Here is a 17,727-nt window from a genome sequence, read left to right as displayed (position 1 = left end):
CTGATAGAAGTTTCACTTTATGTCAGCTGAATCTGTTGACAAAATGAAAGTTTAGTATTAAATTGTTTAGTATTAAATAATTTTATATTAGAGTATTTCGTTGTATTTTAATTAGGAGGCTTTAAGAGGTTTGACAATTCATAAGGAAAATAATTATAAAACCGGACTGATTTTAACTGTGCTTTTAATAGGAGCAATTGCAGCTATTTTAAATCAGACAGTATTAAATGTAGCATTGCCTACATTAACAGCAGAATTTGATGTACCTACTTCTACTTCACAGTGGCTTATTACCCTTTACATGCTTGTAAACGGAGTATTTATCCCTGTAACAGCCTTTTTAATGGCGAGATTCTCCACAAGGCAGCTTTTCATAGCAGCAATGATCATTTTTTCGCTTGGAACATTATTATGTGGAGCTGCACCGACTTTTACAGCTCTTTTAATAGGAAGGGTAATACAAGCAATTGGAGCAGGTATTGTTATGCCTCTTTTAATTAGCGTAGTCTTCCGTCTGTTTCCTATTGAAAAACGGGGGGCAGCGATGGGAATCGTTGGTGTAGCGATTATGTTCGCCCCAGCTGTAGGTCCTACATTATCAGGATTATTAATTACAAAATTATCATGGCGGTATATTTTTTACGGTATTTTGCCATTCTCACTTGCAGCATTAATTGCAGCTGTATTTTTATTGAAAAATGTCTCAGAACCGCGTAAAATGAAGCTTGATATTTTAGGTGTTATTACTTCAACGATTGGATTTGGCGGTATTTTATACGGCTTCAGTATAGCTGGAGAGAAAGGATGGGGAAGTGCTCCTGTCTTAGCAGCTCTAGCAATCGGTGTTATTGGATTAGCATTGTTTGTTATTCGTCAGCTTATGACAGAGAATCCATTAATAGATTTAAGAATCTTTCGATCGTTAGAATATACACTATCAATAATTATTAGTTTTTTTGTTAATGGCGTTATTTATTCGGCAATGATATTACTGCCGATTTATTTACAAAATAACCGGGGAATGACAGCTCTCGAATCAGGCCTGTTTCTTTTGCCAGGGAGTATCGTTATGGCTATTATGTCCCCGATAGCCGGGAAAATGTATGATAGATATGGAATGAAATGGATCGGAATAGTAGGATCAGTCATCTTAATTGCTTCAACAGCAGCGTATACTAATCTGGCATACAGTACTGGAATTATGTTCATGATCATTATTTATATGATTCGCTCGTTCGGTGTCACCTTTTTAACGATGCCGCTTACAACAACAGGATTAAACTCATTACGTCCTGAATTGCATGGACATGGTACAGCGATGCAAAATACTCTTCAAGCTATTTCCGGAGCTATTGGAACAGCTGTGATGACGACGATTATGACGACACAAACGAAATGGTTTGTTACGAATGAAATAACAAAGGCAGGTCAAGAAAACTTGTCATCGAAATTATTAAGCAATATCAAATTAGATGGATTATTACATGGAATTAATAGCTCCTTTTTAGCAGCAACAATTTTTGCTGGAGCAGCACTTGTCAGCATGATTATATTGGCAGTCACTCTTGATAGAAAGCAGAAAGCATTGAAGGTAGAATCATTAACTGAGAAGGCATCTTGATAGTGGAAAGGAAGGAATAGAGATGGATGATGGTAAACAAGAAGTTGATTTATTTCATTTTATGCACACTATGGATCTGTTCAATTCGTATTCAGTGCGGCGATGGAATAGTATGTTCCAAAGCAATTTAGGAATAACACCTATCATTGTTTTATCAGAATTACGTAAATTTGGCCCGCTTCGAGGAGTGGAATTAGCTAAAAAACTTGATCTTACTCCAGGAGCAATTACAAATATTACGAATAAACTGTATGAGAAAGATCTTATCTCTAGAACTCCTGATCCAAATAGCCGACGTTCTATTTATTATTCTATTAAGCAGGAAGGACTAGAGGTTTTAAGGGAAGCAAAAGAAACAGCGGAGAAAATGAATATAGAAATTTTGCAAGTGCTGACAGAAGAAGAACAAAAACAAATGCTTGCTATATATACAAAAGTAAATGAATATTTCGCAAAGAAATAATATAGGAAAAGGATAGACAAAGCTGATACTCTCTGCTTTATCTATCCTTTTCTTTTAGTTTTTATGTGTAACCATACGATCTTTTCCAGCTTCAATTCCGACAAATAAAATAACGATAGAAATGACGAGTAACATCGAAAGCGGAACTGTCCATCCATTTGTTAAATCATGCAAGCCGCCAAAGAGAACCGGTCCAATCGCAGCTAAGAGATAGCCGAATGATTGTGCCATGCCAGAAAGTGCAGCTGCTTGTCCGCCGTTATTTGTACGCAAAGAGAAGAACATCATGGCCAGACTAAATGCACTTCCCGATGCGATTCCAAACAGTATAATTGATAAAGGGATAAGAGAAGCATTTCCTATCAATAAACCGCCGATACCAAAGAAGAAAAAGAGAGCTGTAATGATACTTAATATTTTCTGATCTTTCATTCTTCCTGCTAGAACCGGAATGATAAATGTAATTGGAATAATAGCAAATTGCATAAGAAATAACATCCAGCCTGCAGCATTTGAGCTGTATCCATTTAATTGAAGGATTCCAGGTAGCCAAGTCATCATCGTATAAAACATAAATGATTGAAGTCCCATAAATAATGTTACTTTCCATGCTAAAGGAGAGCTCCAAATACTGTTACCCCTTTGAGATGGAGTGGAAGCAGGCTTTATTACTATATAGTTATTACGAAGCTGCGGCAGCCAAAATAAAACCGCGATAAAAGCTAATATTGCCCAAGCTCCAAGTGCCCCATGCCAGCCTAAACTCCTGAAAGATGAGAGTGGAACACTTATCCCCGATGCTAAAGCACCGAATAAATTCATAAAAACTGCATATATGCCTGTCATAACGCCAATTTTTAAAGGGAAATTCATTTTAATGAATCCAGGTAGTAAAACATTCCCCACTGCAATTGCCAGACCGATTAAAATTGTTCCAGTAAATAAGGGAATGATCCCTTGTAAAGAACGTATAATGATTCCGATAATAAGCACAATGAGGGAAAAGAAAATTGTCCGCTCCATGCCTGATTTATTTGCAATTTTTGGAGCAAATGGTGAAAAGAGAGCAAATGCAAGCAATGGCAAAGTTGTGATTGTTCCCGCAAGCGCATTGCTCATTGCTAAATCATCACGTATAAATGGAATAAGCGATCCGACAGAAGTAAGCGGAGCTCTTAAATTTGCCCCAATTAAAATAATGCCAATAGTGAGTAACAAAATTTTTGAATTGGCCGATGCTGATTTTTCTAAAGATGTTGCAGCCTTGTTCATTATTATTCCTCCATTACAGTTTTCAAGGTTATTAGTATATAAGGATAATTTATCATATCATTATACAGCAGGAAAATATACTGACTGTTAGGAAGAGATGGCACGTATTAATAAGGGAGAATATTTGAAAGCATAGAAAGTATTAATCAAAGGCGATTATATTAAATGGAAAATTGAATTTGGCTGAGATGAAGATGATGAAGAAGCATCTTTCAGGAAATTTCATTTAATCTATCATAAAAACCCCTGTCTTTTAAAGACAGGGGACTCACAGAAGGAGCTCAAAATTAAGATAATTTGGTCATCGACCATCCATTGCGCTAGTTGGTTATTGGTCACGGGTAAAGTTGTAACTGGTTATTGGGAATTGGTTTGTCCATTACCATTACAAAGCTTCCAAAAGCGATTGAGGGGTGCTCCTTCCATGCCTTGAAGCGGAGTCTCACCGCTTCAAGGTTTAGAAATATTTTTCGCTATTAAAATCTAATTGTACTTCATAGTTTTTTGCATTGATTAAATTAGATAACCTGTTCGCTTGTTTTTCTAATTCTAATCCTTGTAATCGATATGTCTCTGGGTCGAACATGGCAACTTTAATAATTGAAACAGATTCTGTATAGGAATAAGAGTACTCTTCTTTTAAAGCTGTGCCATATTCTTTATATTTACGTGCTTTCGCTCTTAATTGTGTAGCCAGCTCTATTGCTTCAACAATCGTTAGTGATTCATCATGAAATAAAATCGTATTTATAATGTTTGCCTCATACATCAGTTTATCGAGCAAACGAAAATCTTTTCGAATCTCATCTATATCCTTCTCGACATCTGAAAGTGAACGTATTTGTTTAGGAATTTTGCTTCCTTTTTCAATTTCTACAAAAGCTAATCTGTCCATTTCTTCCTCTAGTTCATGTATTCTTTTTGACAGGACACTCTTCAACTTGACAGCTTCAGCAAGAGAAATTTTCTGCATGATTCAAACTCCTTTAATTAGTCTCATTTCTTAGAAAGTAACATTTACTGGTGATTTTTTCAAATATTTAAACTTAAACATATATTTGTAATTATTAAACCATTTATGTTAGATATTTCATTTTTTAGTAGACTTCTGTGATACAATCGATAAAGTATTGTATTTAAGGAGTATTGATATTAAGTGGAAATATCTGTTTGTATGAAGATAACCATCTTCTTCTTATTGAGAAGCCAATGAACATACCTGTACAAAAAGACATCACTGGTGATCAGGATTTACTTACGATGCTAAAGCATGATTTAAAAATGAAATATAAGAAACCGGGCAATGTTTTTCTCGGTCTTGTTCACCGTCTTGATCGTCCTGTTGGAGGAGTGATGGTATTTGCTAAAACATCTAAATCCGCCTCCCGTCTGTCAGATGCAGTACGAAGGCAAGCAATTGACAGGAAGTATTTAGCAGTTGTAAGAGGAGTTCCTGATGAGGATGAAGCTGTTTTAGTTCATTATTTGATGAAGAACAGCCGGGAAAATACAGTGTATACTGTACCTTCATATCATAAAAAAGGGAAAAAAGCAGTCCTTGAATATACAGTAATTCATAAATTAAAAGAACTTAGTTTACTTTCTGTTAAGCTTTATACTGGAAGACCGCATCAAATACGTGTTCAGCTTGCAGCAATCGGCTGCCCGCTCTATGGGGATCAAAAATATGGAGCATGGATCAATGAACCTGGACAGCAAATTGCTTTATGGGCTCATTCGTTAAAATTTGAACATCCAACAAAAAAAGAAATAATAGGAGTGGAATCATTTCCGCCTTTAAAATATCCGTGGGATCTTTTTAAACTTTCATCCACTGAGAAGGCCCATGAAATTTTACAACTATAAACTATAAAAGATATGGACCTCGCTATTTCAAGATGTGAGGTCTGCTAGTACTAAATAAAAGCTCCCAGCATTAATTTAATCTTATCCTCAAACCGGCCTCTTTGTAATAATAAGCCTGCAATGTAACTATCTTTCCTTAAGCTACTTAAATCCTTTTGTTTATATGGGTAAAATTAACTGATTTTACTCTGTTTTGTTAAATATCTCTTTTTTTATAATATAATGCAATTATTGTTGGAAAATGAGAGGAATGGAGGAATATTAAATGAAGAAACTATTTTTATTATTTACTTTATTTATTATTTGCCTATTAGCAGCTTGTGCTGAAAAATCTTCAGTGCCTAAGGAACAGAAAAATGTAGAAGAAATCGAAAAATCTTCAGTATCTGAGGAAAAGGAAAATACAGAGGAAATCGAAAAAACAGAGGATATAAATAAAGACTCCAGCTCGTTGAATACCGAAGAGGGAGAGATCCAGGAAAAAGAAGCAGCGGCCTATGTTGATGCATTAATCCAGGCTACTGTTTTTCAAAATGCAGAGAAGTATGCAGAAAAAGCTCCTGGTCCTGAATCAAGCGAAGAGAAACAGAAAGATGGAAGCACACAAAAGGGATTTTTTAAAGAAATTTATAAACAAAACACAAAGCAGAATATGACAGGACTTCCTGTGACAGATGAGCAGGTGGATAAGCTGGCGGATGCATTTTTAAAGGCTCTATCTGTAACAGAGTACAAGGTGATAGAAGCAAAAGCTCAATCTGCAGATAAGATAAAAGTTACATTATCTGTAAAAGGTTTTGATGACAGTTTAGTAAATAATAAAACAGAGGCGGAATTAACCCAATTTATTTCGGAGAATAAGGTAGGAAAAGAAGAGCTTATAGCAAAAAATATGGAAGTACTCACTAAAAACTATGAGGAAGTGAAAGATACGTTAGAACCTGTAAATGTTGAGGTAGATGTGGATCATAATCCGGACGGATCATATGTGGTAATGTTTCAGGATCAGTATTTAAAGGGATTTGTGCGTTAAGCTGGCTCTTGTTTTAATGTGTGAAGATTATTTATAAAGTATTAACTGCATAAATTAAGCAAAAAATCCCTTGATTGATTTGGTACTGACCATCGTTTTTGAGACAATAAGAAAACACCTCCACGTTGTTATTATGGGTTTCATACCCGTTTTTCAACGAAAGGTGTTTTAATTTGTCTCATTTTCTTAGGTCAGTGCGTTTGGCACTGACAGGGGTGTTTCTCTTTAATGACTTCCGAGATAAGTAAAAGTATCTCTTACAAAGCTGTTCCATTCAGTTGCATTATATGTGCTTGTTCCTGCAGTAACAGTATTTTTTCGAACTAATGTCTTATCTTTACCGAAGTTTACTCCAGCATTTCCAATGACATCGATAATTGTTCCATTATGTTTTAATGTAACTGAGTCATCACCATTAAATTCCATATTACTGCTTGTCATATCAGCTTGAGTTAAAATAGCGCTTGCTGCATTTGGATTTGCAATAACAAATACATCACCAGCTGCTAATGTTCCGCTTAGTTGGATAATTGATGGTGTATTTGATGACTGAATCGTATAATTTGCTAAATTTATGCTGCTACCAGTTCCATTATAAATTTCTAATGCTTTATTATAGCTGCTTCCTTCAATATATTCTGAAAAAAATAGATTGTTGCTTGGATTTCCAGGTTCAGTTGCTGTTGTGCTTGCTGTAATAATAAATGATTCTGTTTTCGTGCCACCGAGCCCATCGTTTGCTGTTACTGTAATAGTTGCTGTTCCTTCTATAAGTGGTGAGATTGTTAAAGTTGATCCACTTATTGAAACAGTTGCAACAGAAGTGTTGCTTGATACAGCACTATAAGTTAATGGATTATTTTCTGGGTCACTAAAAGTAGTTGATAAGTTTAATGATGTTTGTGAACCTATTGTAACTACTCTATCTGAAATAGGATTAGCTACTATTGGTGCTTTATTATCAGGTCCGAAAGAACCGATACGGAATGTTGTACGATCCCACCATTTGTAACCAGCTGCTGGAGCACTCCATGGCTCAGCTTGTGGTTCTGTTGAAGTTGCAGGATTCTCGATACTTAATAATTGTGTTTGAGGACTTAAAGTTAGCCCAGGTACTTGGTTAAAGCTAGTATAATTTTCTTGTGTTGCTAGCCAATCAATTAGATTAGTAAGTAATTTAGCATCATCTTGCTCTTTAAATCCATCATATGTTTTCTTTGTGGCACCATTTTCTTCACGTAAATATTTAGGCGTAGCATCTTCAACAGGAGAGGAATCTCCGATAAAAGCGGCTTTTCCAAGTCCAAGTTTTGAAATAGCTACATAAGGACCTTCTTCAACTCCACCATCATTGTAAACTCCTTGGTCAACTGCATTAGCCCACTTTGCAGTAGTAGGAGGGAGATATACAATACCTTTTGCTTTATTTGGGTCTAAAATTGCTAAGGTAGAGCCAGCGTGCATTGCTACACCTTGTACACCTGTCGTAATTCCAAAGCTTTGGCTTGGTGCTACAATATTATTTGCTACAACATCCCCGATTGCATTATAACGGAAACGTACACCGAAGTTTGTTCCTAACCAGTCAGAGTTTGTAACATCTTGCATTGCAGCAGAATTTTTCTCTTCTATACTCATCCCTTTAGCGGGGTCAGACCAAGCTCCTCGACGATAACCATTAAATGCTTCTGATGCATCCCAACGGTTTTTATTGCGGTCAGCGTTGTAATGGTCTGAAATGAAGAAAATACTTCCTCCATTTTGAATGAATTGAATCATAGCAGTTTGTTCCGTTGTTTTGTATGGAATATTAGCTTCTGGTATAACGAATACGTCATAATTCTGCAAATCACTATATGTAATTGGTGTGGTTTGACGTAATTCTTTTACATAATAACCTTTATCAGCAAGTGCATTCCCAAAATCTGAAAAACCTCCATCGATAACCCAGTCTGCAGCACCTGCTGTTTGTGCATGAGTGTTATCGAATAAAATTTTCTTACCATTTGCAACACCTCTAGCTTCAATAGAAGGTGCAGTATCTAGCGGTCCTTCTGCAAATATACTAGTTGCTTGTCCAAAAAGTGTGATGAAAACAATGACTAATAATGAAAGCTGAACCTTGAACATGTTAATCTTTTTTAAATTCAATTTAATTTTCCTCCTTTCAAATTGTCACTTTAATAATAGGAAATATATATGTATTTATTGTTTAATTACTTTAAATATTATGTAAATTTTGTTGGAGTTTGTAAATTTACCATGAACTTTTGAAATGGATGATTAATCCATTATGTATTTTCCTTAGTATTTGAAAAAGGCTTTCTAAGTAAGGGGAAATTTGCATAATAATCCATCTCTTTAGAGATAATTATTACATTAAATGTGAATTTAATATCAATAGATTGGTAGAAATTCCTCTTTTTAGGATAATATAAAAATGATAATTAGAAATTATTTCAATGAAAGGGATGGGAGAGAGATGGCAGACTCAAAAAAAGTACTAAATGAGCTTCGAACGAAACTTCGCTGTGCATCGATTGCTCAAATTGGAGGTTTTCTTCCACCAGCTAATCCGATGACTTCATGGTTTGGAAAAGGCTGTCTCCCAGTTGGAGAATTGCTCCCAGTTTGGAATGGAAAGCCATTGTTTCCGTTGCTCCAAATTAGAATAAGTGAGCTTCCTTTTTGTCCTCCTGCACTTGATGATGTAGAGATGTTAGTATTGTTTCATAATGATTCTTATTACAGAAATAATGGACAACATGGTGATGGCTGGATGATTAAAGAATTTCAAAGTTTAAAAGGTCTCCAGTTTATTCCTACTTCCAGCTATTCTTCTTCGATTAAGCCATTTCCAATTCACTGGCTGGAAGTTGATGATGACGCTCCCGGTTGGGAAGATGCTTGGGAAATTGTAGATCTTGATCCTGTAAATAAAGATGAGAATGCCAGCGATGCGTTTTTTGATGAATTTAATCGTTACAGTATGACAAAAGTTGGCGGTTATCCAACAGAAATTCAGCATGGAGTCGGCAACTTGGATGAATTTGTGTTCCAAGTAGGAAGTGAAGAGAAACCTAATTGGATGTGGGGAGATAATGGAATCGGATATTTTTTCAAATCGCCCACCGGAGAGTGGAGATGGAGTTACCAGTGTTATTAAGTTTGTTAGGAGGAAGAAATGGAGCACATCGTAACAATATGGGGTTGTAATTTTAAAAATGAAGTAGAGCTGGGATCATATGTTGAAGCATATAAAGATGGAGAAAATGCTGCAAGTGAATTTGCTAATGATATCGGATTAATGTGGATAGACGAAGATTTTATGGAAATAGTTTTTTTGGCTAGTGATAAAGAGCAAGCGGAAATAATAGATTATTTGAATAATGATTATTCCGACGATAACGAATTTACGGAGCAGCTGCCTGCCTCCTTACTGCAAGATATCAGTCCTTATAATTCGATAATTTTACTGTACGGAAACAAGTCAATCTATGGTTCTATTAATGAGGAATTATTTAGAATGAAAAAGAATCTATCATTGGAATCCTACTCTGATGTTAGATTGGTAGCCAGTGTTGTATATGAAACATAACAAGAAATATAATATGATTATTATATTATATTTATAAAATAGGAAGTGGCATAATTGTTTTCCATTTTAATTGTTGAAGATGAAAAGAAAATAAGTGATATTGTAGCTGGGGAGTTACGAAAGTGGGGCTATGAAATTCATACAGTTGAGGATTTCCAAAATGTGGAGCGAGAGTTCCTGACCATTCAGCCCAATCTCGTTATTTTAGATATTAATCTACCCTATTATAATGGTTTTTACTGGTGTGAGAGGATTCGTAAGCATTCCAATATTCCGATTATTTTTCTCTCTTCTCGTACGGAAAATATGGATATGATGATGGCACTTAATATAGGTGGAGATGATTTCATACAGAAGCCTTTTTCTATGGAAATGCTCATTACGAGGGTGCATGCTATTCTTAGAAGGACTTATACATATGATAATACGAATATGGATGTAATGAAGCATCGTGATATGACATTGCATTTAAAAAAGGCTGTCGTCTATGTTAAAGAGGAAGAAGTAGAATTAACCAAAAATGAATTTAAAATTCTCTGTGTTCTTTTTGAACATAAAAATAAAATTGTTGGGCGCGATGAAATTATTAGAGCATTATGGGAAGATGAAAGTTTTATTGATGATAATACGTTGACTGTTAATGTAAACCGTTTGCGGAGAAAGTTAAGCGAATATGATGTAGATGATTATATACAGACGAAAAAAGGACAAGGATATATCCTCTCATGAAAATAAAATTCAGGAAATTTTTATTATATGAGAGACGTGCCATCGTCATGTATGTATTAGTTATGAGTTTTATTACAATCGTTCTCTTTGTAGAGCCAACAATGTCTATTCATATTAGTAATATGATTTATATTCATCTCATTTCTCTTTTTCTCTTTTCTTTGTATTTAATGATTGAGTTTATACATATAAAAAGGCGGTTTGAAAAAATAGCTGCACATTGGAACAATGGAGTTTTTATTGGGGATGGGATAGGAGATCCAGTTACATATGAGCAATATTTGTATGAACAGTTCTTTCAGTTAATAAATCAAACGCATCAGGAAAAAATGTTATCGATAATAAAAGATAAACAAGATGCTTTAGAGTTTATTACTTCATGGTTTCATGAGATTAAAACACCGATTTCAGTAAGCAGGCTGATTATTGAAAAGTCCTCACAAATAGAAGAAATGAAGAGTATTGAGGAAGAAATTGATCATATTGAAACCTATGTTGAACAGGCTCTATATTTTGTGCGGGCGGATGATTTTAATAATGATTACTTCGTTTTACAAGTAAATCTAGATCAATTAGTGAATTCAGTCATTAAACAGCATATGAAAGGATTTATTAGAAAGAAAATAAGACTCGACCTGCAAGTGGAAAGAAAAGAAGTAGTGACAGATAGGAAGTGGCTGGCATATATTCTTTCTCAGATTCTTTCAAATGCGCTGAAATATACCATGGACAGAGGGACTGTTACTATTTCAGCAGAAGAGGATGAAGAGGAAATTAGGCTTATTATTTCAGATAATGGGATTGGAATAGAGAAGGCGGACCTAACAAGGGTTTTTGAAAAAGGATTTACAGGGATGAACGGACGTGTATATGGAAAGTCCACTGGCATGGGTCTATACTTAGCAAACAAGTTGGCTAATAAGCTCGGGCACAAGCTTACTATTGCATCAAAGGAGAAGGAGTATACGGCGATTACAATCCATTTTTCCAAAGGACAGGATTATTATGCTATTCTATAAAGGAAAAAGCCGGGGGAAACAGAGTATTTCCCCGGCTTTTTCTATGCATTTACTAATCTGTTACTCGTAATTAAAGTCATAATGTAATAACATCCATAAAGGATGGAGTAAATAATAGTACTGATAACGACTGGTGTAATAAAGTTTATATCCATTATTTTTGACAGTGATGAAAGCATTATACAACTATGAGCAATCCCAACAATAAGAGGAAGAAGGAAGAAAATCATGTATTGTTTTGCAATTACACGCTTTATTTCTCTTCTGTTCATGCCTACTTTTTTTAATGTTGTATATCTCTTTCTATCTTCTTCTGCTTCTGTGAGTATTTTAAAATAGATAATACTTCCAGTAGCTGAAAGGAAGACAAGCCCTAGAAAGCTACTTATGAAAATGAGTAAGCCATACACAGATTGTGCTTCACCGTAACTATCTGAGAAACTGTGGAAGTTAAATCCGGTTTCTATATTAGATAAATAAGTTCCTGTTATTTCCCATAATTTTCTCGTTAGTGGAGCAGAATCTTTTTCATTTTTGATTTTAAATATATGGGAAGTAATGATACTGTATTCATTTTTCAATTTCTCATAAATTATATCGTTTATGATCAATACAGCTGGATGGACAGTATTATTATTAAATAATGACTCTATCTTACTATCAGCAACAACAAGATGAATTTCCTTATTAGTTATTGGCAAAGAGATTGGTTTTCCATTGTTTTCATTTTCATCTTGTGACCCGATAAAATTTTTATTTACGATAATTGTTTCATTCTCTTTTAAAGAGCTGATTTGTTCCCTCTTTAGCTGTTTTGCCAATTTGTTATAAGCTGTTTCGGACATGACAGCAAACTGATTATCATAATAACTGTAACCACCAGGTATCTCTTCCAGTGAATCAGCATTTCCCTTTGCCATTATGTAATCGAAAGTATCGTCAAATATTATTTCATGTTCTTTATTATTTCGGATTATATTCGTAATTTGCTCGTCCATTTCTTTTGATGCTATTTCATATTGATAACTGTAAGGAATAAATTCTTCCATCGTACCGAGTGTATTATAGTAAAGAGTATAAGCAAAGCCAAAGGCAATAAGAGTAACAGCATTTAATACAGAAATAGTTGTAAGCATAACAGCATTGCTTCTTAATCGGCTTTTAAGCTGTGTAAAAGTTAATAGATTTTTCCATTTATAATAAATTGCTTTATTATTTTGCAATAATTGCACGAAAAAACCGCTTAATGAATGGAATAAGAAATATGAACCTATCACCATCATTCCAAGAGTGATGAGTAAGTTACGTCCAAAATGATCGTCCCAATTCTTAGAATCAGGGGCATTCCATAACATCCAGTAGCTTATACCAATAAAGACAAGGGATAAAAGAGTAATGATAACCGATGGTTTAACGATAGATTGTCCTTTATTTCTTGCTTGGAATAAGTCAATCAGCTGGAAGCGATACATAATATAGTAACCTTGCAGTGATGTAAAAAAAGTAATGATTAAAAATATAATAAATGTTTGAATGACAGCTGTAATATTTAATGAAAATTGGACAAGGAATGAAAAGCCCATTAGTTTAACTAAAATCATACTGAACAGCATAGAGAATAATTCTCCAATTACAATACCGACAATGAGTGCAATTGTACTAAGCAGAAAATTCTCATAGAAAATCATTTTTCCAATTGCTTTCTTTTGAACACCGAGCAGAGAGTAGAGTCCGATTTCCTGTTTTCGCTTCTTAATAAAAAAAGAATTAGAGTACCAAATAAATATAGAAACAAATAGGAGCAGGATAAAAGAAGATGCAAAAAGAGCAGGTCCTACTTTATCTCCTCTATCAATTAGTTTTGTAATTTGTTCGTTATGCTGTAAAGAAACGAAAATAAAATAGATTAATATGCTGAATGTCATGGAAGCAACATATAAAAAATAATGTTTGAAATAATGTTTCAAATTTTTTGCTACAATATTAAATAACGTCATGGCTTCCGCCTCCTAAAGAAGACAATGTTAATAATAGCTGTTCAAAAAAAGTCTTCCTTTCTTTATCTCCCCTAACCAGTTCTGTAAATAAGTTCCCATCCTTTATAAAGATAACTTTGTCACAATAACTTGCTGCAAATGCGTCGTGAGTAACCATTAAAATTGTTGTTTCATAATCTTTATTTAAACGTTTGAATGCATCTAATAAATCAGCAGATGATTTAGAATCCAAAGCACCAGTCGGCTCATCTGCTAAAACTAAGCTGGGATTAGCTATAATAGCACGAGCTGCAGCTGTTCTCTGCTTTTGCCCTCCTGAAGTTTCATAAGGGTACTTATCTAAAATAGATTCTATACTTAAAATAGAAGCAACTTGTTGTACCTTTTTTTCCATTTCCCTCACAGATTCGTTAGAAAGCGATAATGGCAATAATATATTTTCCTTCATCGTTAAAGAATCAAGTAAATTATAATCCTGAAAAATAAAACCTAAATGCTTTCTTCTGAAATTAGATAAATCTTCTTCGGACATTGAAGTAATTTCCCGACCACTGATTTTAACACTGCCTGACGTTGGTTTATCGATTGTTGCCAATATATTAAGAAGCGTTGTCTTCCCGGCACCGGAAGGGCCCATAATACCGACAAACTCACCTTTAGTCACTGTTAAATCAACTTTTCTCAACACGTTAAACAGATTCTTTTTTGTACCATAAATTTTTTGGAGTGCTTGTGCTTTTAATACAGTATCCATTATTGTCTCCCCCGTATTGTTTTCAAGTTTTATTATATTAAGCATACTTCGTATAAAGATAGTCATCCATAGAGTGAACGAACAAAAACGGGTTATATCTTACATTTTTGTTATATTAAAAATTCAATAGAATAGTTAAATTTAAACATTTAATGTAAAATGATGAAAAAGAAATGAGGGAAGGTAATAAGATGGATATTATTTTTAATGAATTAATCGGAGATCATGTTCGGATTGTTCCGTTGGAGAAGAAATATCTCCATGATCTATATCATATAAGCAAGGAAGAAAGTATTTGGGCTCATCTGCCAAAAATGATAAAGACAGTAGAAGATATGGAGTCGCTTATTGAAGAAGCGATGTATAAAAAAATGAATGGAACTGAATTTCCATTCGTTATCTTGTTGCGAGAGAATAATAAGGTAATTGGATCTACTCGATTTCTCAGCATTTCATCTTCTCATAGAAATTTGGAAATAGGTTGGACATGGTTATGTCCCTCAGTATGGGGAACTAAAATAAACATCGAGTGTAAGTACCTATTATTAAAATATTGCTTTGAAAAAATGAAGATGATTCGTGTTCAGCTTAAAACAGATGAAAGAAATATACGCTCTCAAAAAGCGATAGAGCGGATCGGCGGATTGAAGGAAGGGGTTTTAAGAAATCATATGATCCGAAAAGACGGTTCGTTTCGTAATTCGGTTTTTTACAGCATTATTGATAATGAATGGCCATCAGTAAAACGGAAATTGGAGATCCTTTTAAACACAAAGTAAGTTTTTTGTAAGAAACAGGAGAGAAAAAAGATACTAAAGATCTTTAATATAAAAACATAACAGCTTAGAGAATGATTTTAAAAGAATAGTATAGGGGGCGGAAACCATTTTTAAACTGATTAAACTTGAGATTGGGAAAAATAGGTTATTAAACTATTGGAAAGGTATAGCAATAGCAAATATTAGTTTTATAGCATTTCTCAGTATGATTTATTTTGTAGAAAACAATGATGGAAATATAATTTTTGAGAATTTTGAAATGGCAGTTAGCATTGTTAATACTGTAGTACGTGCTATATTCATCATCTTTACCGCAGTAATTATTACAAAGTTAGTGATAGATGAGTATAAAGATAAATCAATAGGACTTATGTTTACATATCCTATAAAGCGAAAGAAAATTATGGCCTCAAAATTAATTATTATCGGTATGTTTACATTTGTAAATGTGCTGTTTTCCACATTGTTTATAAGTGGATTAATCTATTTGGGAGATGGACTATTCAATATCATACCCGGTGAAATTGAAAGAGCTGAATTATTGAGACAAATTCTAATCATATTCTTATATGCTTTAGCTACTGCCGGGTTAAGTCTTATTCCGATATTCTTTGGAATGCTTAGAAAGTCTGCACCAGCTACAATTGTTTCGTCTATTTTTCTAGCTTCTTTCACAGGTTCAACTGGAAACAACTTCAATATGTTCTCGATTATTGCAATTCCGATTTCTCTTGCTTTAATTGGCATTTTTATTGGATGGATGTCAATTAGAAATATTGAAAAGGTAGATACTTTATAAAAAGAGATTTGAATAATATGGAAAAGTTATTTATAGGTAGAATATTAACTATAGCATTATAGATTTTAAAGGGAATTCTGGTCATTCGGAGATTGGATTACCTAATATAATGTACGAAAATAAAGGAGAAAATAGTGCTATTGGATTAATTGGAACAGATTCTGATCAATTAAATGTAAGGACAACGTCAGGAAATTTTGAAACTGAGTAAAGTCTGTTCAAGACTGTGCGGAGTGCTGTGTTCTTGAATTGTAAATAGTATGAGAGATTAGATGAGGGATTTTCCCTTGGGATTGTTCAGCTTTTATGTAATGTCATTAGAATTATTTTTAAAAAAATTCGCCATATCACTTAAAAATAAAAAAGCATCGCTATATTGATTCAATTAATCTTAATTCCTACTTATGGCGGTGTTAATCTAGGAAATATAAATGTATAATTTAGGAAAAAACCTAAAGTGTGAGGTGACGAATAGTGACATGGTTAAATAAAGACATTGCTAAAAAGTGGCGGTTAGAGGGAGAACGGTATGCTTCAGATGTAAATGCTTTTGTACATAAAGGTTTATCTCTTGGCTGGGATGAGGTAGATGAGAGAGATTTAATGGAAGATAGGAGAACAGAATTAGCTGATCCTATATTTAATATGATTATAGGGGCAAATAAAGCAGGTGATTTAGCTTTACTTCGAGAGGAGCTGCCTCCAGCTACTTGGCCACTGGCTGCAAATTTTCAAAATCGGATGCAAGCAGTGAAGTCTGTTTTCTTCATTAATGATAAGGCAATTGTTTTTCGAGGCGGAAGCACTTGGGAAGATGGCTATGTTTATGTGGCGACTAGTAAAGGTACAAAACATTTTGAACAATATACACTAGTTGGGCGTTCACCTAATAGAGAAGTGTATGCATTTGTTGATGAAAAAGGCATTTCGACGATGAAGAAATTAGATGAAAATCTTAATGGAGAGCAGATCCATCATTTTTCATGGGAATTTATTGAGAAACGAATAAAAGAATTAAATATTCCTATTAATTTAACGGATGAATTCCCGCATCATCAACTGACAGAAGTGATTCCTTTCTCCTCAGGCAGGAAAGTGATTCTCATCTCATCTTCAGGAACTTTCCTCATTACTACTGAACAATTAACAGTTCTAGACCCAGATCCGGAAGCAATTGAAGAATGGATAAAGGATGATGATTTAGGTGATCTGGAAATAACGATGGAACATGCCGCTCTATCTTATGATGAGAAGTGGATTGCGTGTGGAAGCCAAAGCAGCAGCCATCTTATTTATGATCATGACGGTAAATTTATTAGCGAACTTTATCCTGACAGCAGCTATCCTCATTTTTCCTGGTTTACTTCAGACAGTAAAAAGGTTATTTGTAATTCATGTCACTTTTATAATGGAATCAGCTTTGCTGCGCCTTTAACGAATTTAAAAAGTGGAGAGGAGTTTCCGCTTATCGATGATAACTCAAGAGTGTACGCCGCAACTGCCAGGGAAGGTGAAGTTTATTTTGGTGATGCCTATGGTTATGTAAGGGCAGCTTCGGATGATGGTTCGTTCTTATGGCAATATTTCGTTGGCGGAACAATTGCGGGAATGGATATTAGCTCTGACGGAAAATGGCTGGCTGTAGGTACTTATTCTGGCATGCTGCACTTAATAGAGCTGAATATAGAAGAGCGTGATTTATATACAATTAGCACAGCGAATCACAAGGAAAAAGCAAGATGGATTGCATGGAAAAATACGAATGATGTATACAGATGGTAATGAATATAAAGAGGA

General features: G+C 34.4%; 16 protein-coding genes. 11 read left to right on the top strand and 5 right to left on the bottom strand.

All coding sequences use genetic code 11. The features are described from left to right. Positions 1-130 precede the first annotated feature (130 nt). Together BFA01S_RS16145 and BFA01S_RS16140 are read left to right on the top strand one after the other, a co-directional pair. Positions 131-1,621 (top strand): DHA2 family efflux MFS transporter permease subunit, encoded by a 1,491-nt coding sequence (locus BFA01S_RS16145; RefSeq protein WP_066232913.1) that lies wholly within the window; start codon positions 131-133, stop codon positions 1,619-1,621. A 22-nt stretch (positions 1,622-1,643) separates the two neighbouring features. Then, a complete protein-coding gene (locus tag BFA01S_RS16140) occupies positions 1,644-2,084 on the top strand; it encodes a MarR family winged helix-turn-helix transcriptional regulator (protein ID WP_066232911.1) in 441 nt (146 codons plus the stop codon). A gap of 54 nt (positions 2,085-2,138) precedes the next feature. Here BFA01S_RS16140 and BFA01S_RS16135 read toward each other — a convergent pair whose 3' ends face one another. Then, entirely contained in the window at positions 2,139-3,356 is a 1,218-nt protein-coding gene (locus tag BFA01S_RS16135; RefSeq protein ID WP_066232909.1) for a CynX/NimT family MFS transporter, read from the bottom strand. Between the two features lie 457 nt (positions 3,357-3,813). Then, on the bottom strand, positions 3,814-4,329 hold the full coding sequence (locus BFA01S_RS16130) for a hypothetical protein (RefSeq protein ID WP_066232906.1): 516 nt from the start codon (positions 4,327-4,329) through the stop codon (positions 3,814-3,816). Positions 4,330-4,526: 197 nt separating this feature from the next. On the opposite strand from BFA01S_RS16130, the gene BFA01S_RS16125 reads away from it, so the two are divergent. Continuing rightward, entirely contained in the window at positions 4,527-5,222 is a 696-nt protein-coding gene (locus BFA01S_RS16125) for an RluA family pseudouridine synthase (RefSeq protein WP_268874884.1), read from the top strand. 265 nt (positions 5,223-5,487) lie between these two features. Continuing rightward, positions 5,488-6,255: a hypothetical protein gene (locus tag BFA01S_RS16120; protein ID WP_066232902.1), complete on the top strand. Its 768-nt coding sequence runs from the start codon at positions 5,488-5,490 to the stop codon at positions 6,253-6,255. Between the two features lie 225 nt (positions 6,256-6,480). Here BFA01S_RS16120 and BFA01S_RS22055 read toward each other — a convergent pair whose 3' ends face one another. Further along, a complete protein-coding gene (locus BFA01S_RS22055; protein ID WP_082800036.1) occupies positions 6,481-8,385 on the bottom strand; it encodes a lamin tail domain-containing protein in 1,905 nt (634 codons plus the stop codon). 352 nt (positions 8,386-8,737) lie between these two features. Here BFA01S_RS22055 and BFA01S_RS16110 point away from each other — a divergent pair, with 352 nt between their 5' ends. From BFA01S_RS16110 to BFA01S_RS16095, 4 genes are read left to right on the top strand one after another with little or no spacing between them, the layout of a single operon-like run. Then, on the top strand, positions 8,738-9,421 hold the full coding sequence (locus BFA01S_RS16110) for a DUF1963 domain-containing protein (RefSeq protein WP_066232916.1): 684 nt from the start codon (positions 8,738-8,740) through the stop codon (positions 9,419-9,421). A gap of 18 nt (positions 9,422-9,439) precedes the next feature. Further along, positions 9,440-9,853, top strand: coding sequence for an immunity 22 family protein (locus BFA01S_RS16105; protein ID WP_066232899.1), 414 nt, complete (start codon positions 9,440-9,442; stop codon positions 9,851-9,853). A gap of 54 nt (positions 9,854-9,907) precedes the next feature. Beyond that, complete coding sequence (locus BFA01S_RS16100) at positions 9,908-10,582, top strand: response regulator transcription factor (RefSeq protein WP_066232896.1); 675 nt, start codon at positions 9,908-9,910, stop codon at positions 10,580-10,582. Beyond that, positions 10,579-11,601 (top strand): sensor histidine kinase, encoded by a 1,023-nt coding sequence (locus BFA01S_RS16095; protein ID WP_066232892.1) that lies wholly within the window; start codon positions 10,579-10,581, stop codon positions 11,599-11,601. The genes BFA01S_RS16100 and BFA01S_RS16095 overlap by 4 nt, the downstream gene beginning before the upstream one ends. Positions 11,602-11,642: 41 nt before the next feature. Here the strand turns inward: BFA01S_RS16095 and BFA01S_RS16090 are convergent, their stop codons facing one another. Both BFA01S_RS16090 and BFA01S_RS16085 read right to left on the bottom strand, forming a co-directional pair. Continuing rightward, a complete protein-coding gene (locus tag BFA01S_RS16090) occupies positions 11,643-13,598 on the bottom strand; it encodes an ABC transporter permease (RefSeq protein WP_066232890.1) in 1,956 nt (651 codons plus the stop codon). After that, a complete protein-coding gene (locus tag BFA01S_RS16085) occupies positions 13,585-14,352 on the bottom strand; it encodes an ABC transporter ATP-binding protein (protein WP_066232887.1) in 768 nt (255 codons plus the stop codon). Before BFA01S_RS16085 ends, BFA01S_RS16090 begins: the two co-directional genes overlap by 14 nt. A gap of 191 nt (positions 14,353-14,543) precedes the next feature. Here BFA01S_RS16085 and BFA01S_RS16080 point away from each other — a divergent pair, with 191 nt between their 5' ends. From BFA01S_RS16080 to BFA01S_RS16070, 3 genes are all read left to right on the top strand, one after another. Continuing rightward, complete coding sequence (locus tag BFA01S_RS16080; protein WP_066232884.1) at positions 14,544-15,131, top strand: GNAT family N-acetyltransferase; 588 nt, start codon at positions 14,544-14,546, stop codon at positions 15,129-15,131. Positions 15,132-15,237: 106 nt separating this feature from the next. Beyond that, positions 15,238-15,930 carry an ABC transporter permease gene (locus BFA01S_RS16075; RefSeq protein WP_066232882.1) on the top strand — a complete coding sequence of 231 codons (693 nt, stop codon included), beginning with the start codon at positions 15,238-15,240 and terminating at the stop codon, positions 15,928-15,930. A 474-nt stretch (positions 15,931-16,404) separates the two neighbouring features. Beyond that, entirely contained in the window at positions 16,405-17,712 is a 1,308-nt protein-coding gene (locus BFA01S_RS16070; protein WP_066232879.1) for a YncE family protein, read from the top strand. Positions 17,713-17,727: the final 15 nt, after the last annotated feature.

The organism is Metabacillus fastidiosus NBRC 101226 (genome assembly GCF_001591625.1).
GTDB classification, from domain to species: Bacteria; Bacillota; Bacilli; order Bacillales; family Bacillaceae; genus Metabacillus; species Metabacillus fastidiosus.
The sequence above is the reverse complement of the archived record's forward strand: the minus strand, read 5'-3'. Positions and strand labels throughout refer to the sequence as shown.